The following is a 16,529-nucleotide window of genomic DNA, read 5'->3' on the forward strand; positions in this document are numbered from 1 at the left end:
ATAGTGTCCCGCTTTTGACCCCCGTTGCACACGGCGGGACAGAAACGGCTCTTAAGTGTCTGATTTTGTGGGGAGATGAAAACCAAGTGGCAGCCCGTAGGGGAGTCGAACCCCTCTTTTCAGGTTGAAAACCTGACGTCCTAACCGATAGACGAACGGGCCGCGCTTGGCGTGGGGCGGTGTTTAAGCGAGTGCCGTGGGGCGCGCAAGAGGCTTTTTTCAGTTTTTTCACCCGCCGCAAAAATTAGCTCCGCGCCGCGTCTTCGAGCCTCAGTTGCGGCTTCGAACGGCCCTGCCAGTGGTTGAGTTCGAGCCGCCCCGCGAGGTGTAGGCCGAGCCCGCCATGCGCTTCCAGCATGGGGCCGAGGCCGTTGTCGAAGGCGCCGAAGGCGATCGCCTCGATCGCGGGCGACTGCCCGTCGGAGAAGCCGAGTCTGAGATGTGTCTCGCCGATCCGACGGGTATGGGTGATCCTTACGGACGGGAAGGCGAAGCGCGGCGCCGGGGCGGCCTGGCCGAAGGGGCCGGCGCGCTCGATCTCCTCGATGAGGGAATGGGTCACCGCGCCCGGCATCAAAAGTCCGTCGAGCCTGAGGTCACGCGGGCCGATGCGATCCGCGCCCTGGCGGGCAAGCAGGTCGCCGAGCCGCTCCATAGCCGCGTCGAGGCGGTCGCGGGCGACGGTCAGCCCGGCCGCCATGCGATGGCCGCCGCCCTTTAGCAGGAGCCCGTCCGCCGCGAGCCGCTGGATCGCGGCGCCGAGGTCGATGCCCTCGACCGAGCGGCCCGAGCCCTTGCCCTCGTCGCCGTCGAAGCCGATGACCACGGCGGGGCGGTTCGTCGCCTCCTTGAGCCGAGCCGCGACGATGCCGACGACGCCGGGATGCCAGCCGTCGCCGGCGGCCCAGACCAGGGGGGCATCGAAGCCGCGCGCCTCGGCCTGGGCGAGGGCGGCGTCGCGCACCCGGTTCTCGATCTCGCGGCGCTCGGTGTTGAGGGCGTCGAGCCGTTCGGCGAGCGCCTGCGCCTCGTGCAGATCCTCGGTCGCGAGGAGCCGCGCGCCGAGATCGGCGGCACCGATCCGGCCGCCGGCATTGACGCGGGGGCCGAGCAGGAAGCCGAGGTGATAGGGCGTCGGCGCCCGGTCCATCCGCGCCACGTCGGCGAGCGCGCGGAGCCCGATGCGCTCGCGCCGGGCCATGACCTTCAGCCCCTGCCGCACCAGCGCCCGGTTGACGCCCACAAGCGGCGCCACGTCGGCCACGGTGGCAAGCGCCACGAGGTCGAGCATCGCCATCAGGTCGGGGCCCTTGGCACCCTCCTCGCGCAGGAGCCGGTTCGCCTCCACCAGCATGAGGAATACGACCGAGGCGGCGCAGAGATGGCCGAGCGACCCGTCTTCGTCCTGCCGGTTGGGGTTCACCACGGCGAGCGCGGGCGGCAGCGTTTCGGCGCCGAGATGGTGGTCGAGCACCACCACGTCGGCCCCCTCGGCCGCCGCGATCGGCCCGTGCGAGAGCGTTCCGCAATCGACGCAGAGGATGAGTCCGTGGTCGCGCGCGAGTGCGGCCATCGCCGGTTCGTTTGGGCCGTAGCCCTCGTCGATCCGGTCGGGGATGTAGAGCGTGGCGTCCCTGCCCATGGCCCGAAGCCAGGTGAGGAGGAGGGCCGCCGACGACCCGCCATCGACATCGTAATCGGCAAAGACCGCGATCCGCTCGCGGTCACTGACCGCCTTCAGGAACCGGCGGGCGGCGGGTTCCATGTCCTTCAGCCCTCGCGGATCGGGCAGGAGGTCGCGAAGCTGCGGCTCGAGAAAGCGCGCGGCCTCTTCCGGGGCCACCCCGCGCGCCACCAGCACGCGGGCAAGCGCCGCGGGCAGCCCGGTCTCCTGCGTCATCGCCTCGGCGAGCCGGTCGGCCTCGACCGAGGGGCCGGTCCAGCGCCGGCCGGTCGCGGAAGATTCAACCCCGAGAAATGCGGTCATGTGCCTCCTGACGCGGGAACCGGCCGAAAGACCCGCCCGCCTCTTCATCTTGGCCCAAATACCTCGGGAGTCCGGGGGCAGCGCCCCCGGCGCCCGCCGTCAGCGGATCGGGTTGCGGTAGATCATCCGCCGCACCGACCCGGTCTTCGACCGCATCAGGATCGTCTCGGTCTGGATGAAATGCGGCTCGCGCTTCACGCCCTGCACGATCGAGCCGTTGGTCACGCCGGTCGCCGCGAAGATCACGTCGGCCCGCACCATCTCGTCGCGCGCATAGACGCGGTTCAGGTCGGTAATCCCGGCCTTGGCCGCGCGACCGCGCTCGTCGTCGTTGCGGAAGAGAAGCCGGCCCCAGATCTGCCCGCCCATGCATTTCAGCGCCGAGGCCGCCAGAACGCCCTCCGGCGCGCCGCCCGAGCCCATGTACATGTCGATGCCGGTCAGTTCCGATTCCGCGCAGTGGATGACGCCCGCGACGTCGCCGTCGGTGATGAGCCGGATCGCCGCGCCGGTGGCGCGGATCTCGGCCACCATGTCGGCATGGCGCGGCCGTTCGAGGACGCAGACCGTGATGTCGGTAGGCTTGCACTTCTTCGCCTTGGCAAGCTCGACGACCCGCTCGGTCGGGCTCATCTCGAGCGACACGACGTTCTTCGGCAGGCCGGGGCCGACGGCGAGCTTGTCCATGTAGACGTCGGGCGCGTGCAGAAGGGTGCCGCGCGGCGCCATCGCGATCACGGTCAGCGCGTTCGGCATGTCCTTCGCGGTCAGCGTCGTGCCTTCAAGGGGGTCGAGCGCGATGTCGACTTCCGGCCCGTTGCCGGTGCCCACTTCCTCACCGATGTAGAGCATCGGCGCCTCGTCGCGCTCGCCCTCGCCGATCACCACGGTGCCCTTGATGTCGAGGAGGTTGAGCTGGTCGCGCATCGCGTTCACCGCGGCCTGGTCGGCGGCCTTCTCGTCGCCGCGTCCGATCAGGCGCGCGGAGGCGTGGGCGGCGGCTTCGGAAACGCGGGCGAGGCCCAGCGAAAGCATGCGGTCGTGGAATTCCTGGGCGTCGGCCATGGTCTGTCCCTGTACTGTCGGTTTCTCAGCATCTAGCCGGTCGCGCCCCACCGGGGCAAGGGCGAAGGGCCGCCCGAAGCGGCCCGCCGGTCAGACGGTCTCGATCCGGATCGCCACCGGCTCGCCGCTGACCACGCCAGTCGCCGGCAGCCGCTTCAGCGCGTGGTCGATCGCGTCGCGCGTCGTCTTGTGGGTGACGATCAGCACCGGCGCGGTCGAATCGGCATGGTGGTACTGCCGCATCCGGTCGATCGAGATTCCCTCTTCGCCGAGCACCGTCGCCACCTTGGCGAGCGCGCCGGGCTTATCGGAAAGCGCCATCCGCAGGTAATGCGGCGCCGGGGCCGTGGCCTTGGCGGGTACCGGATCGGCGAGCGTCGCCGCGGGCTGGCCGAAGGTCGAGATCCGCGCCCCGCGGGCGATCTCTATCACGTCCGACATCACCGCCGAGGCGGTCGGGCCTTCGCCGGCGCCCGCACCCCTCAGCACGATCTGGCCGACGCTGTCGCCCTCGAGGACGACCATGTTGGTGCCGCCCTGGAGCTGACCGAGCGGGCTTTCGGCCGGTACGAGGCAGGGCGACATCCGCTGTTCGAGCCCGCGTCCGGTCATCTGCGCGACGCCGAGCAGCTTGATCTTGTAGCCCATGTCGCCGGCGCGGCGGATGTCGTCGATCGAGATCCGGCCGATCCCCTCCAACTCCACCGCGTCGAAGGCGACCTTGGTGCCGAAGGCAATGGCTGCGAGCAGGCTCAGCTTGTGGCCGGCATCGATCCCGCCCACGTCGAGATTGGGGTCGGCTTCCAGATACCCGAGCTGGCGCGCCTCCTCGAAGACCTCGGCGTAGGGAAGGCCGGCGCTCTCCATCCGGGTCAGGATGTAGTTGCAGGTGCCGTTCATCACGCCCATCACCCGGCGGATCTCGTTGCCGGCGAGCCCCTCGGTCAGCGCCTTGACGACCGGGATGCCGCCCGCCACGGCGGCTTCGAAGCGGATCACGCGGCCGTGTTCCTCGGCCGCGAGCGCCAGCTTCTGGCCGTGGATCGCGAGCATCGCCTTATTGGCGGTCACGACGTCCTTGCCGGTCTCGATCGCGGCCTTCGTCGCGGCGAGCGCCGGGCCGTTCGAACCGCCCATCAACTCGACGAAGACATCGACGTCTTCGCGCCGGGCGAGGGCGACCGGATCGTCCTCCCAGGCGTAGCCGGAGATGTCGGCGTCGCGGTTCTTGGTGCGGTTGCGTGCGGACACGGCGGAAACCACGATCTCGCGCCCGGCGCGGCGCGCGAGCAGCGCGGCATGGTGCTGGACGATCTTGACGGTACCGATGCCCACCGTGCCGAGGCCGGCGATGCCGAGACGCAGGGGGGTGGGCATGAGGTTCTCCATGGTGATCGAGCGTGCGGGCAAGTCGCGCGGCTCTTAGCCTGTCCGGCGGCGCCTTGCAACGCGCCCGCGCGAATTGGCGACGGGCGGGGGCGCGGCGGCCACGGTCCGGTGCCGCTCAGGCGTCCGGGTCGAACTGGCGCAGCGCCTCGGCCCGCGCCTTCAGCGCCGCCGCCCCGGATTCGAGTTCGGGCGTCGGATCGGCCTCTGGCGCCGGCGGGGTGATGGAATCGAAGGTTTCGAGCTGCAGGAACTCCGGGTAGGGTGCGTCGCCGACCGCCGGATTTGCGGCGGCTTCGACCTCGGGAAAGCGGGCGCAGCCCGCGAGGGCCGCGCAGGTCAGGACGGCGATGAGGACGGCGGGGCGCATCGTTCGGGTCTCCGGCAGGCGGGCGGCAGAGTAGTCCGGCCGCCGCCCCGGCCGCAAGCGGTCGCGGTCGGGGATTGTATTGAACGTGCGTTCAGATACTCTGGCGCCATGGCACGCAAGACCGGCTCCCATTCCGAAATCACCGGCCCCCGCATTCGTGCGGCGGCGCTGAAACTCTTCGCCCGGCACGGATTCGCTGCGGTCTCGATGCGCCAGATCGCCGCCGAGGTCGGGGTTCAGGCCGGTGCGCTCTACCTCTACACGCCCGACAAGGAAACGCTGCTCTTCGATCTCCTGAAGGAGCACATGGACGAGCTGATCGCCGCTTGGGAGGCCGAGCCGCGGGGCGCCTCGCCGCGCGAAAGGCTGGAGGCCTTCGTGCGCTTCCACATCCGCTTCAACCTCGAGCGGCCAGACGCGGTGTTCCTGTCCTACATGGAACTGCGCAACCTCGGGCCCGGGAACTTCGCCGCGATCGAGGCACTGCGGCGCGACTACGAGAACCGGCTCGAGGCGATCCTCAGCGAGGGCCAGGCGGCGGGCACCTTCGCCGCGCCCGACACCAAGCTCGCGACGCTCGCGATCATCGCGATGCTGACCGGGGTCAACACCTGGTACCGCGAGGGCGGCCGGCTGAGCCGCGACCGGGTCGGCGACATCTACTGGGACATGGTCCGGAAATCCGTCGCCGCCTGACCGCTGTTCCTTCATCTTGCCGAAAATTTCCTCGGGGGGCCGGGGGGCAGACGGCCCCCCGCATCGCCGCAATTAGCCGACGGGGCGGATGAAGGTCCCGTTCCGCAAATCGGCCATCGCCTGCATGAGTTCGGCCTTCGTGTTCATCACGATCGGCCCGTGCCAGGCCACAGGCTCCTCGAGCGGGGCGCCGGAGATCAACAGGAACCGGACGCCCTGGTCGCCGGCCTGCACCGTCACCTCCTCGCCGCTGCCGAAGCGCACCAGCGTGCGGTCGCCCGACAGGTCGCGGATCCGGACCTCCTCGCCCATCACCTCCTTCTCGAGCAGCACGCCCTCGGGCCGGCTCGCTTCGGAAAACCGCCCCGCACCTTCGAAAACATAAGCGAATGCACGGCGATAGGTGTCGATCTTGAAAGTTTTTCTCACCCCGGCCGGGACGAAGACGTCAAGGTATTGCGGGTCGGCCGCGATGCCGTCGACCGGGCCGCTCCGGCCCCAGAACGATCCGACGATGACCCGCACCCGCGTTCCGTCGTCGTCGATCACCTCGGGGATGTCGGCCGCCTTCACGTCCTGGTAGCGCGGCGCCGTCATCTTGAGCCGAGAGGGCAGGTTGGCCCAGAGCTGAAACCCGTGCATCTGTCCCTTCGCGTTTCCAAGCGGCATTTCCTGATGCAGGATCCCCGATCCCGCGGTCATCCACTGCACGTCGCCCGCACCAAGCCGGCCGGCATTGCCGAGGCTGTCGCCATGCTCGACCGTGCCGGCGAGCACATAGGTGATCGTCTCGATGCCGCGATGCGGGTGCCAGGGGAAGCCCTTCAGGTAGTCCTCCGGCCGTTCGTTGCGGAAATCGTCGAAGAGCAGGAACGGGTCAAGCTCGGTCGGGTCCTGGAAGCCGAAGGCGCGGTGCAGCCGCACTCCGGCGCCTTCGAGAGTCGGACGGGCGGGACGGGTTTCGAGAACGGGGCGGATCGACATTTCGGTTCCTCCTGGGGCTTTGCCGTAATATAGGGCAAAAACCGGCAGGGCGGAGGGCCTCTCCGCGGCGGGGCATCACAGGACCTGTGCCGCGGTGCACAGGCGCGATCGGGGGCACGGCATGAACGACATCCAGGACGAAATCCTCGCCAGCATCACGCCATCGCCGGCGCGGCGCGCCTTCGCCACGGGCGTTCTGGCGACGCTCGGCGCGCTCCTGGTGCTGCTCGCGTTCCTGCGCCCGCCCGCCTCGATGCCGTTGCAGTTCTTTCTCATCGTGCTCGGCGCAGCCGCACTCGTGCTTTGCGTGCGGCTCTTCCGCGCGACCGGGAATGGGCTCTTGCTCACCGCCGCGGGGATCCGCGACAGCGAAGGACGCGAGGTCGCCCGGCTCGCCGAGATCCGCAAGGTCGAGCGCGGCACCTTCGCCTTCAAGCCCTCGAACGGGTTCCTCCTGCACCTGGCCGAGACTCGGCCGCGCGCCTGGGCGCCGGGCCTCTGGTGGCGCTCGGGGCGGCGGGTCGGCATCGGCGGCGTGATCTCGGGCGCCGAGGGGCGGCACATGGCCGACCGGATCGATGCGCTGATCGCAGAGCGCGGCGGGCAGCCGTCAGCCTGACACGTCCGAATCGATCGACGGATCCCGCGTGCCGTCGTCGTTGCCGTCGCCGTTCAGCTCGATCTTCTTGTCGCCGTCGTAGACACAGGCCGGAACCGTCGCGCCGTCGCCCGGATCGAACTTGACGCAGGACGTGAAGCGCGGCGCGGTCGGAACGAAGGACGTGAGCCATTGTGCGGCGAGCCCGACATTGAAGATCGGCTCGTAGGCCATGCCGGTTTCGACGATGATCACGGCTTCACCCTCGGGCATCACCGGAATCCGGCTGGTCTGCGGGTGGATCGACCCGGTCGTCTGCGCCGGGGTCCTGCCGGAGGCGTGGGACCAGGCGACTTCGTGACGCTCGTCCTTGTCGTCCCAGATCACGCTCGACAGCCGCACCCAGGTCGGTTCGGACGACGCGGTCATGTAGCCGAAGAGCTTGTTCAGCCCCTCGATATAGGCGTCGTCGACGACATCGTCCTGCTGCACGCGCGCGACCATGTCGGCGATCGTGTGGGTGGCCTTGAGGTTGAGGTTCTTCTGGCGGAAGGCATCGAAGAACTGAACCGAGGCGACGAGCCACCAGATCAGCCAGACGCTGGCGATCATCCCTTCGACCGGCATCGAGCCTCGCGTGTCGGTGGCGAAGTCGCGGCCGCGAAGCCTGAGGCGCGAGATGAGGGACATGGGTGTCATCCTCCCGTGCCCGGATCGTTGACCAAGGCGGTCACCGAAACCAGCGAGTAGGTGCCGGATTCGTCCGTGGGCAGCCGGATCCCGATCCCGGTGGTCGGAAAGACGGGGGCGAACTTCGCGCAGGCGCGGATCAACATCATCTCGTCGCCGGCACCCGGGGCGTAGGAGGGCGGCATGACGATGTCCTCGGACCGGCTGGCGCAGGTCGGCCCAGTTTGCAGCCCGGCCCAGGTCTCCGTGCTGACCGGGCGCAGTTCGACCAGCAGGGACGTTTCGCAGTTCGGGAGCAGCACCGTGTGCCGGCAGACGGCACGGCGGAACGCGGCATGCGTTACCCGCCGGTTTGCCTTCTCGCTGGCGAAGCGGCCCCTCGGCTGCTCCCATGTCCCCAGCCTCAGGTCGCGTACCGTGAGGTCGAGCGCGCGTTCGAGCATCATGTGGCGCGCCATCATCACGCCGAGTTCCAGCGACGACATCATCAGCAGGAAGAAGAACGGCAGAAAGATCATGAACGGGATCGTCGCCGTCGCGCCGTGCTCTTCCCGGATCTTGCGCCAAAACCAGGCGCGAATATGTCCCCTCGGGGCCGCCATCAGTGGGTCAGCCTCAGCTTGGTGATCGCGCCCGCGATGCCGGCGAAGGCATCCGAGATATCCTTGCCGTCAACCGCATAGAAGCCGGAGTTCTGGCAGGCGGAGAGCAGTTTCTGACCTTCAACCGGTGCCTCGAACGCGATCGAGAAGATGCGGATGTCACGGCCCGGATCCTTGGCGGCATCGCAGACCGCGAGGGTCCGCGCGTCCTTCGTGCTGGCGGCGGCGGTGTTCGCGACGGAGGTGTTCGCGACCGGATCCTCCGCGTCGGGGCGCCACTGGTTGCGCAGGTCGCGGTCCTGATAGGCGCCGTAGATGATCTCGTCCGAGAAGTAGAACATCGACATCGACGACCAGACCTCCGGCCAAGTCATTTGCTGGGCCATCGGATGGGTGCCGTCGAATCCGGCATCGTTCGCCTGCGACATGCCGCAGGTTTCGGTCTCGCCCGATCCGGTGCACACATCAGCGTCGTAGACGGCATCGCCCCAGGGGGAGTCGCGCCAGGCCTGAAGTGCGAAGACGTAGAACTTGCCGCTTTGCGGATCGAAGAGTGAATATTGCTCCAGCGCGTCGTCGCCGAGTTCGTCGCCCGGATCCGTCCTGTAGGCGGCATTGCGCCAAAGCGGGCTCATCCCCTCGTCGTAGTAGGGATCGCCGTCGTCGTTGTTGCGCAGCCGGTATTCGGCCGAGTTGGCGCCGTCCGTCAGCAGCACGATCACTTTCAGAACGTCGAGGCCCTTGCGTGCATGAGGGCCGGCGAAGTCATGGGGGCGGCCGACAAAGTCGAGCGGCAGCTTGCCCTTCCCGACCATGTCCTCGACGACGCCCCTCATCGACGGATCGAGGAGCGCCGAGCCCCATTTCATGCCGATGTCGATCGAGGTGTTGCCCTCGGCCTCGAGCCCGTCGATGAACGTCACGAGCGCCGCCCTGTCGCCCGAGAAAGGCAGGATCTCGCGGTTGGCCCCGGTCGGGCAGTTGGTCATCTCGGGCGGGGCCGCCAGCCTGAACGGATCGAAATGGCCGTTGCGCTGGTACCGGCGGTCGTCCGGGCCGAAGCCGAACGCGACGGCCGTGGTCGTGAAGTCGCTCTCGGTCTCGCTGAAGACGCCCACCGCGTCGCTGAACTCGATGCAGGCCGAGCTGTCATGCTCGACCGTCATGTTGAAGTGGCTCGCCAGATCGGTGGGCATCGCGACCTGCGTCGCGTAGGGGACGATCGAGATGGAGACATTGCCGGGCTCGACGGCGGCGAAGACCTGCTCGACGAAGGTTTTCGCCGCCTCCTTGAGGTGGCCGAGCCGCCCGTTGCCGTTCATGGAACCCGAGACGTCGAGCACGAGGGAGATCTCGATCTGCCCGATGTCTTCCTTGACCCTCGACGAGGCGGGCGCGGTCAGCGTCGACACGCCGGCAAGATCCGCGAACCAGGTGTCGAGCGTTTCCGCGGCGCGGATCTCGACCTGTTGGAGCACATCGTCGGTGCCCCGCGTGACGATGATGTCCCTGTTCGTCGGAGGTGTCAGCCCGGCCTTGACGAAATGGTCCCGCACGACCTCTTCCGGGGGCAGGGTCTGCCCGGGGGCGGTCGCGGCGCGCGCGGCGCTGTCGATCGTGTTCTGGAGAACCGTGCGCCGCTCCTCGAACCGCATCAGGTCGAGTGCGACACCGGTCAGCATGAGCATGATCACGAAGGTGAAAAGCCCGAAGATCACGAGCGAGCCGTCTTCCGCCTGCCGGAAGCGGGCCAGCCTGGCATGAAGGCCGCGGAGCGCCGCCCGCGACGCGACGGCGCCGTCCGGGGCTATCCGAAACTGTGACATCCTCTTTACCCTTTCCACGTCTTCCCCATGGACGAGTTGTCGAAGTGTTCACGCAAGCTGGCGCAGGGTTTCCCCGTGCAGGGGCAATTCTGCGGACTGGTATGAGGTGAAAATATGGCGATGGGCGCGGCATAGCCCCAATTGCCTCGATTCGGTACGGTATCATGCCCTTTTGCGCGGATCCTTGCCGAAAGCGGTGAGGTTTTATGCTTCCCCGAGCGCTGGAAAGCCGGCCGAGGAGCCGGGTTCTTGCCGAAATCGGTGCGGGTTGTGTTTCCTTTGGGCTCTGGTAACCAAGGCGCATTAGCGTGACCGACGGCGCCGGAAACCCCGGAACAAGCAATGTCGCGGCGCGCATCCGGCCCGCAAAGAGGCCGGTGGCCAGCCAAGGAGGAAATCATGGCCTTCAACGGGGAACCGAGCTTCCGCCAGTCCGTGGATCTGATGTTCAACCGCGCCGTCGCGGTGATGGACCTCTCGCCGGGGCTTGAAGAGAAGATTCGGGTCTGCAACTCGACTTATACGGTGCGGTTCGGGGTGCGCCTCAGGGGCGCGATCCACACCTTCACCGGCTACCGCTCGGTCCATTCCGAGCATATGGAACCGGTGAAGGGCGGCATCCGCTTCGCGACATCGGTGAACCAGGACGAGGTCGAGGCGCTCGCGGCGCTGATGACCTACAAATGCGCGCTGGTCGAGACGCCGTTCGGCGGCTCGAAGGGCGGTCTCTGCATCGACCCGCGCCAGTACGACGAGCACGAGATGGAGCTCATCACCCGGCGCTTCGCCTATGAGCTGATCAAGCGCGACCTGATCAACCCGGCCCAGAACGTGCCTGCCCCCGACATGGGCACGGGCGAGCGCGAGATGGCCTGGATCGTCGACCAGTACAAGCGGATGAACACCACCGACATCAACGGCGCGGCCTGCGTCACCGGCAAGCCCTTGAACGCCGGCGGCATCCAGGGCCGGGTCGAGGCGACGGGGCGCGGAGTGCAATACGCCTTGCGCGAGTTCTTCCGCCATCCCGACGACATGAAGGCCGCGAAGCTCGACGGCAAGCTCGACGGCAAGCGGGTCATCGTCCAGGGCCTCGGCAACGTCGGCTACCATGCCGCGCTGTTCCTCTCGATGGAGGACGGCGCCCGGATCACCGGGATCATCGAGCGCGACGGTGGGCTCTTCAATCCCGAGGGCATGAACGTGCAGGCCGTGCGCGACTGGCTGGTCGAGACCGGCGGCGTCAAGGGCTGCCCGGAAGGTACCTATGTCGAGGACGGCGCCAAGCTACTCGAGGAAGACTGCGACATCCTCGTCCCGGCGGCGATGGAGGGCGTGATCAATCTCGGCAACGCCAGCAACATCAAGGCGCCCTTGATCATCGAAGCCGCGAACGGCCCCGTCACCGCCGGCGCCGACGAGATCCTGCGCGGCAAGGGCACGCTCATCATCCCCGACATGTATGCCAACGCGGGCGGCGTGACGGTGTCCTATTTCGAATGGGTCAAGAACCTCAGCCATATCCGCTTCGGCCGGATGCAGCGGCGCCAGGAAGAGGCGCGCCACCAGCTCCTGATCGACGAGTTGGAGCGGCTCTCGAACGACAAGGGACTCGGCTGGACCCTGTCGCCGGGCTTCAAGCAGCAGTACCTGAAAGGTGCGGGCGAGCTGGAGTTGGTGCGCTCGGGCCTCGACGACACGATGCGCGCCGCCTACCAGTCGATCAGCCACACCTGGCACAGCCGCAACGATGTTACCGACATGCGGATGGCGGCCTATATCGTCGCGATCGACCGGGTGGCGAAGAGCTACCGCTCCAAGGGGCTCTGACCGCCCGCGCGTGACGCAGCGTCACGGCGCGCCATGACCTCGGCCGGTGGCCTTCGGCCGCCGGCTCTGGCATCGTCCACCCGCCACCGGATGCGAGGGATGCCATGACCCGGATCGACGACCTGCCGCTCGCCAATCTCGCCGTCGCCACGGACGAGGACGGCATCGCCACCGTCACCCTGAACCGCCCGGCGAAGCGCAACGCGCTCAACGCGGCGACGATCGAGGAGCTGGTGACGCTGTTCTCGGCGCTGCCGCGCGCGGGTGTCCGGGCGGTGGTGCTCCGGGCCGAGGGGCCGCATTTCTGCGCCGGGCTCGATCTTGTCGAGCATCTCCACGCCGGGCGGACGGCGGCCGATTTCATGCATGTGTGCCTGCGCTGGCACGAGGCCTTCAACAAGATGGAATATTCGGGCGTCCCGATCATCGCCGCGCTGAAGGGCGCGGTGGTGGGCGGCGGGCTGGAGCTTGCCTCTGCCGCGCATGTCCGGGTCGCCGACGTCTCGACCTATTTCGCCCTTCCCGAGGGACAGCGGGGTCTCTTCACCGGCGGCGGCGCGACGATCCGGGTGGCCGACCTCGTCGGCAAGGCGCGGATGATCGACATGATGCTGACCGGCCGGGTCTACCGCGGCGAGGAGGCGGTCGCGGTCGGGCTCTGCCAGTACCTCGTCGAGGACAGCGAGTCCAAGGCCTACGAGCTCGCCCGGGCCGCGGCGCAGAACCCGCCGCTGTCCAATTTCGCGATCTGTTCGGCAATCAGCCACATGCAGAACATGTCCGCCCTCGACGCCGCCTATGCCGAGGCCGTGGTCGCGGGCGTGGTCAACACGCAAGGCGAGGCGCGCGGCCGGCTCGAGGCCTTTGCCGACAAGACCGCCGCCCGGGTCCGGCCCGACTGACGGTTTCGGCTTGCGCTTGCCCGCGCGCCCGGTCTTTCTGGCGCCGGAGAAGGGGGCGGCCATGACACCTTTGCGCGGCATCACGCTGAAACTCTGTTCGGTCACGGTGTTCGTCGGCATGGCGAGCCTCATCAAGGCCACCTCCGATGTCGTGCCGCCGGGCGAGGCGGTGTTCTTCCGTTCGGCCTTCGCGATGCCGGTGATCCTGCTCTGGCTCATTGCGCGTCGGGACCTGCGCGCGGGCCTCGCGACTAGGAACCCGCTTGGCCATTTCTGGCGCGGCCTCGTCGGCGCGGCCGCGATGGGCTTCGGCTTCGCCGGGCTCGGGCTGCTGCCTCTGCCAGAGGTGACGGCGATCGGCTACGCCGCGCCGCTCCTCACCGTGGTTTTCGCGGCAATGTTCCTCGGCGAGGAGGTGCGCGCCTTCCGGATCGCGACGGTGGCGCTTGGGATGATGGGCGTGCTGGTGATCCTCTCGCCGCGGCTGACCGCGCTCGGCGCGGGCGAGATCGGCAGCACCGAGGCGCTGGGCGCGATCGTGGTCTTCGTCGGCGCGGTCTTCGCCGCGCTCGCGCAGGTCTTCGTGCGCCGCCTTGTGCAGGCGGAGCGCACGGCGGCGATCGTCTTCTACTTCTCGCTAAACGCGACGCTCCTCTCGCTGATCACCTTGCCCTTCGGCTGGGTCTGGCCCGATCCCGCGAGCGCCGCGATGCTCGTCCTTGCCGGGATCCTCGGCGGGCTCGGCCAGGTACTTCTGACCTCCTCCTACCGCTATGCCGACGCCTCTGTCGTGGCGCCGTTCGAATATGCCTCGATGCTCCTGGCGCTCGGCGTCGGCTATGTGGTCTTCGACGAGGTGCCGACGCTGACCGTGCTCGCCGGTGCCGCGCTCGTGGTCACCGCCGGGATCCTGATCATCTGGCGCGAACACCGGCTCGGGCTCGAGCGCGCGCGCCAGCGCAAGGCGATGACGCCGCAGGGATGAGCGCCCCGGCTCAGGTCTCGAGCCAGATCGTCACCGGCCCCTGGTTGACGAGGCGCACGTCCATATCGGCGCCGAACTCGCCGTTCGCGACCTCGATGCCCGCGGCGCGGAGCCGGTCGGAGAAGCAGCGGTAGAGCCGCTCGCCCTCTGCCGGCGGGGCGGCGGTGGAGAAGCCGGGCCGGTTGCCGCGCGAGGTGTCGGCGGCGAGCGTGAACTGGCTGACGACAAGCGCCGCGCCGCCGGTGTCGAGAAGTGAGCGGTTCATCTTGCCCGCCTCGTCCTTGAAGATGCGGAGCTTGGCGATCTTGGCGGCAAGCTGGTCGGCCTCGGCCTCGCCATCGCCCTGCATGGCGCAGACGAGGATCATCAGACCGGAGCCGATCTCGCCGGTGACGCGGTCCTCGACGGTGACGCGGGCCTCGCTGACCCTTTGGACAAGTGCGCGCATCGGGGACTCCTCGGCTCGGAACGGGCTTGTCAGGAGCGGCATAGCGCGGGCAGAACGGCGGCGCAACCGGGCGGGGCCGCACCGATTGACGCGCGTCAGGGCAGGCGGGGCGGGGCGGGTTCAAGATCTGTGCTGTATGACAGAACTGGAGAGTCGTCATGGTCGAGAAAACCCCTGCAAGTTCGTTCTGGCCGTCGTTCTACGAGCCGTTCCGGCATTTCGGCACGCGGCTTTCCGAATGGCTGGCGCCGGCCGCCGAGGCGTCCTCGGACGGCAAGGTCTACCGCATCGCGGTGGAACTTCCCGGCGTCGAGGAGAAGGACATCGACATCAGCATCGACGACGGCATGGTCACGGTGAAGGGTGAGAAGAAGGAGAGCCGCGAGGAGAAGGGCGAGACCTGGTATTTCAGCGAGCGCCAGTACGGCTCGTTCAGCCGTTCGTTCCGGCTTCCGGCCGATGCCGATCCCGCCAAGGTCAGTGCCGATCTCAAGGACGGCGTACTGATGCTCACGGTGGAGCGCGCCGCGCCCGAAGTGACCAAGGCCCGCAAGGTGCCGATCGGGCGCGGCTGAGGCCGGCTCAGCTCTCGCCGGGCATCAGCTCGGCGGCGATGATCTCGACGATCGGCCGCGCCTCCGCGAGCGTCATGCCCGGCTTCAGCCGCCGGTCATAGAGCATCTCCAACATCAGCTCGTCCTGCGTCGTGAGCGCGGCGAATTCCTCGTTGTCGTTGAAAATAGACGGCCGCGCGCGCGGGTAGTCGGCGACGAGGCCGAGGCTCTGCGCCAGCTCCTCGTGGATGCAGGAGAGCCGTAGCCGCTCCGGCAGTTCGCCGCGGATCACGGTGATGGCATTGGTGTAGGTCGCGCTGGTGCCGGAGGTGAAGGCGAAGACCGTGCAATAGGTCTCGGGCGCCATCGCGGTCACGGATCGAAGCGCGGCCTCGGACGTGCCGGGCGCGAGCGCGGCGATCCGGGACGCGGCAGCCTCGCGTTCGTCGGTGTTGAGGATCATCACCGTATGGTTGGGACGCCAGGCGGTGACGCGCATCGGGATCCCGGTAAGCTGCGACAGCCGGTCGAGATAACCCGCGATCTCAGCGCGGTCGGCCTGGCGCTGGTCGAAGGGCACCGAGTCGCCGAATTCCACGTTGAGGCGCAGCGGCGTGTCCCAGCGGTGCAGCCGGTTCTCCCGCGACTGCGCGACGAGGCGGCCGCCCGCCTCGGTGAACTCGTCGTAGAAGGCGATGCGCATGAAGTTCTCGGCGAGGTCGTCCGGCCCGAATGGCGCATCACGCTCGCCGCCGTCGATCCGCAGGAGATCCTGGGCCAGATAGTTGGCCTCGACCCGACCGTAATAGTCGCGCGCGGCGAGGGTTTCGGCCGAGGGCGGCGCGGCGACCGGCGCGGAGGTGCCCGATCCGCTTGCGGCGCCGGGTGTCCGCGCGGCAGGGTCGCAGGCCGCGAGCGCCGCGACGAGCGCGGGCAGTAGGACGAGGCGCGAGAGGCGGGCGGAGGTCATTCTCGATCAGCCGCTCCGTTCAGGCCTGGTGTCGGCAGGCGTCGAGAGAGGGCGCAGGGGGCACCCGAGTCGCGGCCGGTAGTTGCCATCCCGGTCCAGGCCGGGACGCGGTCCGCCAGCACAACTTTCGCCCATCATCTTTCCCTTTTCCGGTCGCCGGAGTGCCGGATCGTGGACGCTGGACGCAACACCCTGAACCGAGTCTGGATTCGCGTTTCCGTTGCCCACACCATGCGCGCAACACTGGCATGGCGCGGCGCGCGGGCCAAGCCCCGGTAGCGACCGCGACCGCAGGCGGAACAGGAATTTGCGGTTGACACCACGGCGCGGCTAGCGCGCCGGGCCCGGCTCACTTTCGGCCGGGCTTCGGTCCCCGCCGCGCGCCGCCGCCCGGGCGCGGGCCACGGTCGCCGGAACGCTCGGGCCGGTCGCCCTCGCCGCGCGGGGTGCGGGGCTTGTAGGGACGGTCGCCGGAGCGCTCGGGCCGGTCGCCCTCGCCACGGGGTGCGCGGGGCTTGTAGGGGCGGTCGCCGGAGCGTTCGGACCGGTCGCCCTCGCCGCGCGGGGTGCGGGGCTTGTAGGGACGGTCGCCGGAGCGCTCGGGCCGGTCGCCCTCGCCACGGGGTGCGCGGGGCT

General features: G+C 68.6%; 16 protein-coding genes, 1 tRNA gene and 1 pseudogene. 6 read left to right on the forward strand and 12 right to left on the reverse strand.

The window, feature by feature from the left end; translation table 11 throughout:
- Window positions 1-87: 87 nt before the first annotated feature.
- The 5 genes from OEZ60_RS07215 to OEZ60_RS07235 form a co-directional block, all read right to left on the reverse strand.
- A tRNA-Glu gene (locus OEZ60_RS07215) sits at window positions 88-162 on the reverse strand.
- An 82-nt stretch (window positions 163-244) separates the two neighbouring features.
- Entirely contained in the window at window positions 245-1,987 is a 1,743-nt protein-coding gene (gene recJ / locus OEZ60_RS07220) for a single-stranded-DNA-specific exonuclease RecJ (protein WP_263334599.1), read from the reverse strand.
- A gap of 99 nt (window positions 1,988-2,086) precedes the next feature.
- Window positions 2,087-3,052, reverse strand: a complete 966-nt coding sequence (gene glpX, locus OEZ60_RS07225) for a class II fructose-bisphosphatase (RefSeq protein ID WP_263334601.1) — start codon at window positions 3,050-3,052, stop codon at window positions 2,087-2,089.
- Between the two features lie 90 nt (window positions 3,053-3,142).
- Window positions 3,143-4,429: a homoserine dehydrogenase gene (locus tag OEZ60_RS07230; RefSeq protein ID WP_263334603.1), complete on the reverse strand. Its 1,287-nt coding sequence runs from the start codon at window positions 4,427-4,429 to the stop codon at window positions 3,143-3,145.
- A 127-nt stretch (window positions 4,430-4,556) separates the two neighbouring features.
- Window positions 4,557-4,808, reverse strand: a complete 252-nt coding sequence (locus OEZ60_RS07235; RefSeq protein WP_263334605.1) for a hypothetical protein — start codon at window positions 4,806-4,808, stop codon at window positions 4,557-4,559.
- 108 nt (window positions 4,809-4,916) lie between these two features.
- On the opposite strand from OEZ60_RS07235, the gene OEZ60_RS07240 reads away from it, so the two are divergent.
- Window positions 4,917-5,504 carry a TetR/AcrR family transcriptional regulator gene (locus tag OEZ60_RS07240; RefSeq protein WP_263334606.1) on the forward strand — a complete coding sequence of 196 codons (588 nt, stop codon included), beginning with the start codon at window positions 4,917-4,919 and terminating at the stop codon, window positions 5,502-5,504.
- A 72-nt stretch (window positions 5,505-5,576) separates the two neighbouring features.
- Here the strand turns inward: OEZ60_RS07240 and OEZ60_RS07245 are convergent, their stop codons facing one another.
- On the reverse strand, window positions 5,577-6,488 hold the full coding sequence (locus OEZ60_RS07245; RefSeq protein ID WP_263334608.1) for a pirin family protein: 912 nt from the start codon (window positions 6,486-6,488) through the stop codon (window positions 5,577-5,579).
- Window positions 6,489-6,609: 121 nt separating this feature from the next.
- Here OEZ60_RS07245 and OEZ60_RS07250 point away from each other — a divergent pair, with 121 nt between their 5' ends.
- A complete protein-coding gene (locus OEZ60_RS07250) occupies window positions 6,610-7,107 on the forward strand; it encodes a hypothetical protein (RefSeq protein ID WP_263334609.1) in 498 nt (165 codons plus the stop codon).
- Here OEZ60_RS07250 and OEZ60_RS07255 read toward each other — a convergent pair.
- From OEZ60_RS07255 to OEZ60_RS07265, 3 genes are read right to left on the reverse strand one after another with little or no spacing between them, the layout of a single operon-like run.
- Window positions 7,099-7,776, reverse strand: a complete 678-nt coding sequence (locus OEZ60_RS07255; protein ID WP_263334611.1) for a hypothetical protein — start codon at window positions 7,774-7,776, stop codon at window positions 7,099-7,101. The two genes, OEZ60_RS07250 and OEZ60_RS07255, sit on opposite strands and share 9 nt — an antisense overlap.
- A gap of 5 nt (window positions 7,777-7,781) precedes the next feature.
- The gene (locus tag OEZ60_RS07260) at window positions 7,782-8,378 is read right to left on the reverse strand and encodes a TadE/TadG family type IV pilus assembly protein (RefSeq protein ID WP_263334613.1); all 597 of its coding nucleotides are present in this window, start codon (window positions 8,376-8,378) and stop codon (window positions 7,782-7,784) included.
- Window positions 8,378-10,204 carry a TadE/TadG family type IV pilus assembly protein gene (locus OEZ60_RS07265; RefSeq protein ID WP_263334614.1) on the reverse strand — a complete coding sequence of 609 codons (1,827 nt, stop codon included), beginning with the start codon at window positions 10,202-10,204 and terminating at the stop codon, window positions 8,378-8,380. The genes OEZ60_RS07260 and OEZ60_RS07265 overlap by 1 nt, the downstream gene beginning before the upstream one ends.
- Window positions 10,205-10,603: 399 nt before the next feature.
- On the opposite strand from OEZ60_RS07265, the gene OEZ60_RS07270 reads away from it, so the two are divergent.
- From OEZ60_RS07270 to OEZ60_RS07280, 3 genes are all read left to right on the forward strand, one after another.
- On the forward strand, window positions 10,604-12,034 hold the full coding sequence (locus tag OEZ60_RS07270; RefSeq protein ID WP_263334616.1) for a Glu/Leu/Phe/Val family dehydrogenase: 1,431 nt from the start codon (window positions 10,604-10,606) through the stop codon (window positions 12,032-12,034).
- Window positions 12,035-12,138: 104 nt separating this feature from the next.
- Window positions 12,139-12,936 carry a crotonase/enoyl-CoA hydratase family protein gene (locus OEZ60_RS07275; protein ID WP_263334617.1) on the forward strand — a complete coding sequence of 266 codons (798 nt, stop codon included), beginning with the start codon at window positions 12,139-12,141 and terminating at the stop codon, window positions 12,934-12,936.
- A 61-nt stretch (window positions 12,937-12,997) separates the two neighbouring features.
- The gene (locus OEZ60_RS07280) at window positions 12,998-13,921 is read left to right on the forward strand and encodes a DMT family transporter (RefSeq protein WP_263334619.1); all 924 of its coding nucleotides are present in this window, start codon (window positions 12,998-13,000) and stop codon (window positions 13,919-13,921) included.
- A gap of 10 nt (window positions 13,922-13,931) precedes the next feature.
- Here the strand turns inward: OEZ60_RS07280 and dtd are convergent, their stop codons facing one another.
- A complete protein-coding gene (gene dtd / locus OEZ60_RS07285) occupies window positions 13,932-14,369 on the reverse strand; it encodes a D-aminoacyl-tRNA deacylase (protein ID WP_263334621.1) in 438 nt (145 codons plus the stop codon).
- A gap of 158 nt (window positions 14,370-14,527) precedes the next feature.
- On the opposite strand from dtd, the gene OEZ60_RS07290 reads away from it, so the two are divergent.
- Window positions 14,528-14,944, forward strand: coding sequence for an Hsp20/alpha crystallin family protein (locus tag OEZ60_RS07290; protein WP_263334623.1), 417 nt, complete (start codon window positions 14,528-14,530; stop codon window positions 14,942-14,944).
- A gap of 7 nt (window positions 14,945-14,951) precedes the next feature.
- Here the strand turns inward: OEZ60_RS07290 and OEZ60_RS07295 are convergent, their stop codons facing one another.
- Both OEZ60_RS07295 and OEZ60_RS07300 read right to left on the reverse strand, forming a co-directional pair.
- Window positions 14,952-15,893 (reverse strand): DUF2927 domain-containing protein, encoded by a 942-nt coding sequence (locus OEZ60_RS07295; RefSeq protein WP_263334625.1) that lies wholly within the window; start codon window positions 15,891-15,893, stop codon window positions 14,952-14,954.
- A 349-nt stretch (window positions 15,894-16,242) separates the two neighbouring features.
- Window positions 16,243-16,529 (reverse strand): annotated as a pseudogene (locus OEZ60_RS07300) (pseudouridine synthase); the annotation flags it as partial.

It is taken from the genome of Albidovulum salinarum (genome assembly GCF_025673475.1).
In the GTDB taxonomy this organism is placed as follows: Bacteria; Pseudomonadota; Alphaproteobacteria; order Rhodobacterales; family Rhodobacteraceae; genus Albidovulum; species Albidovulum salinarum.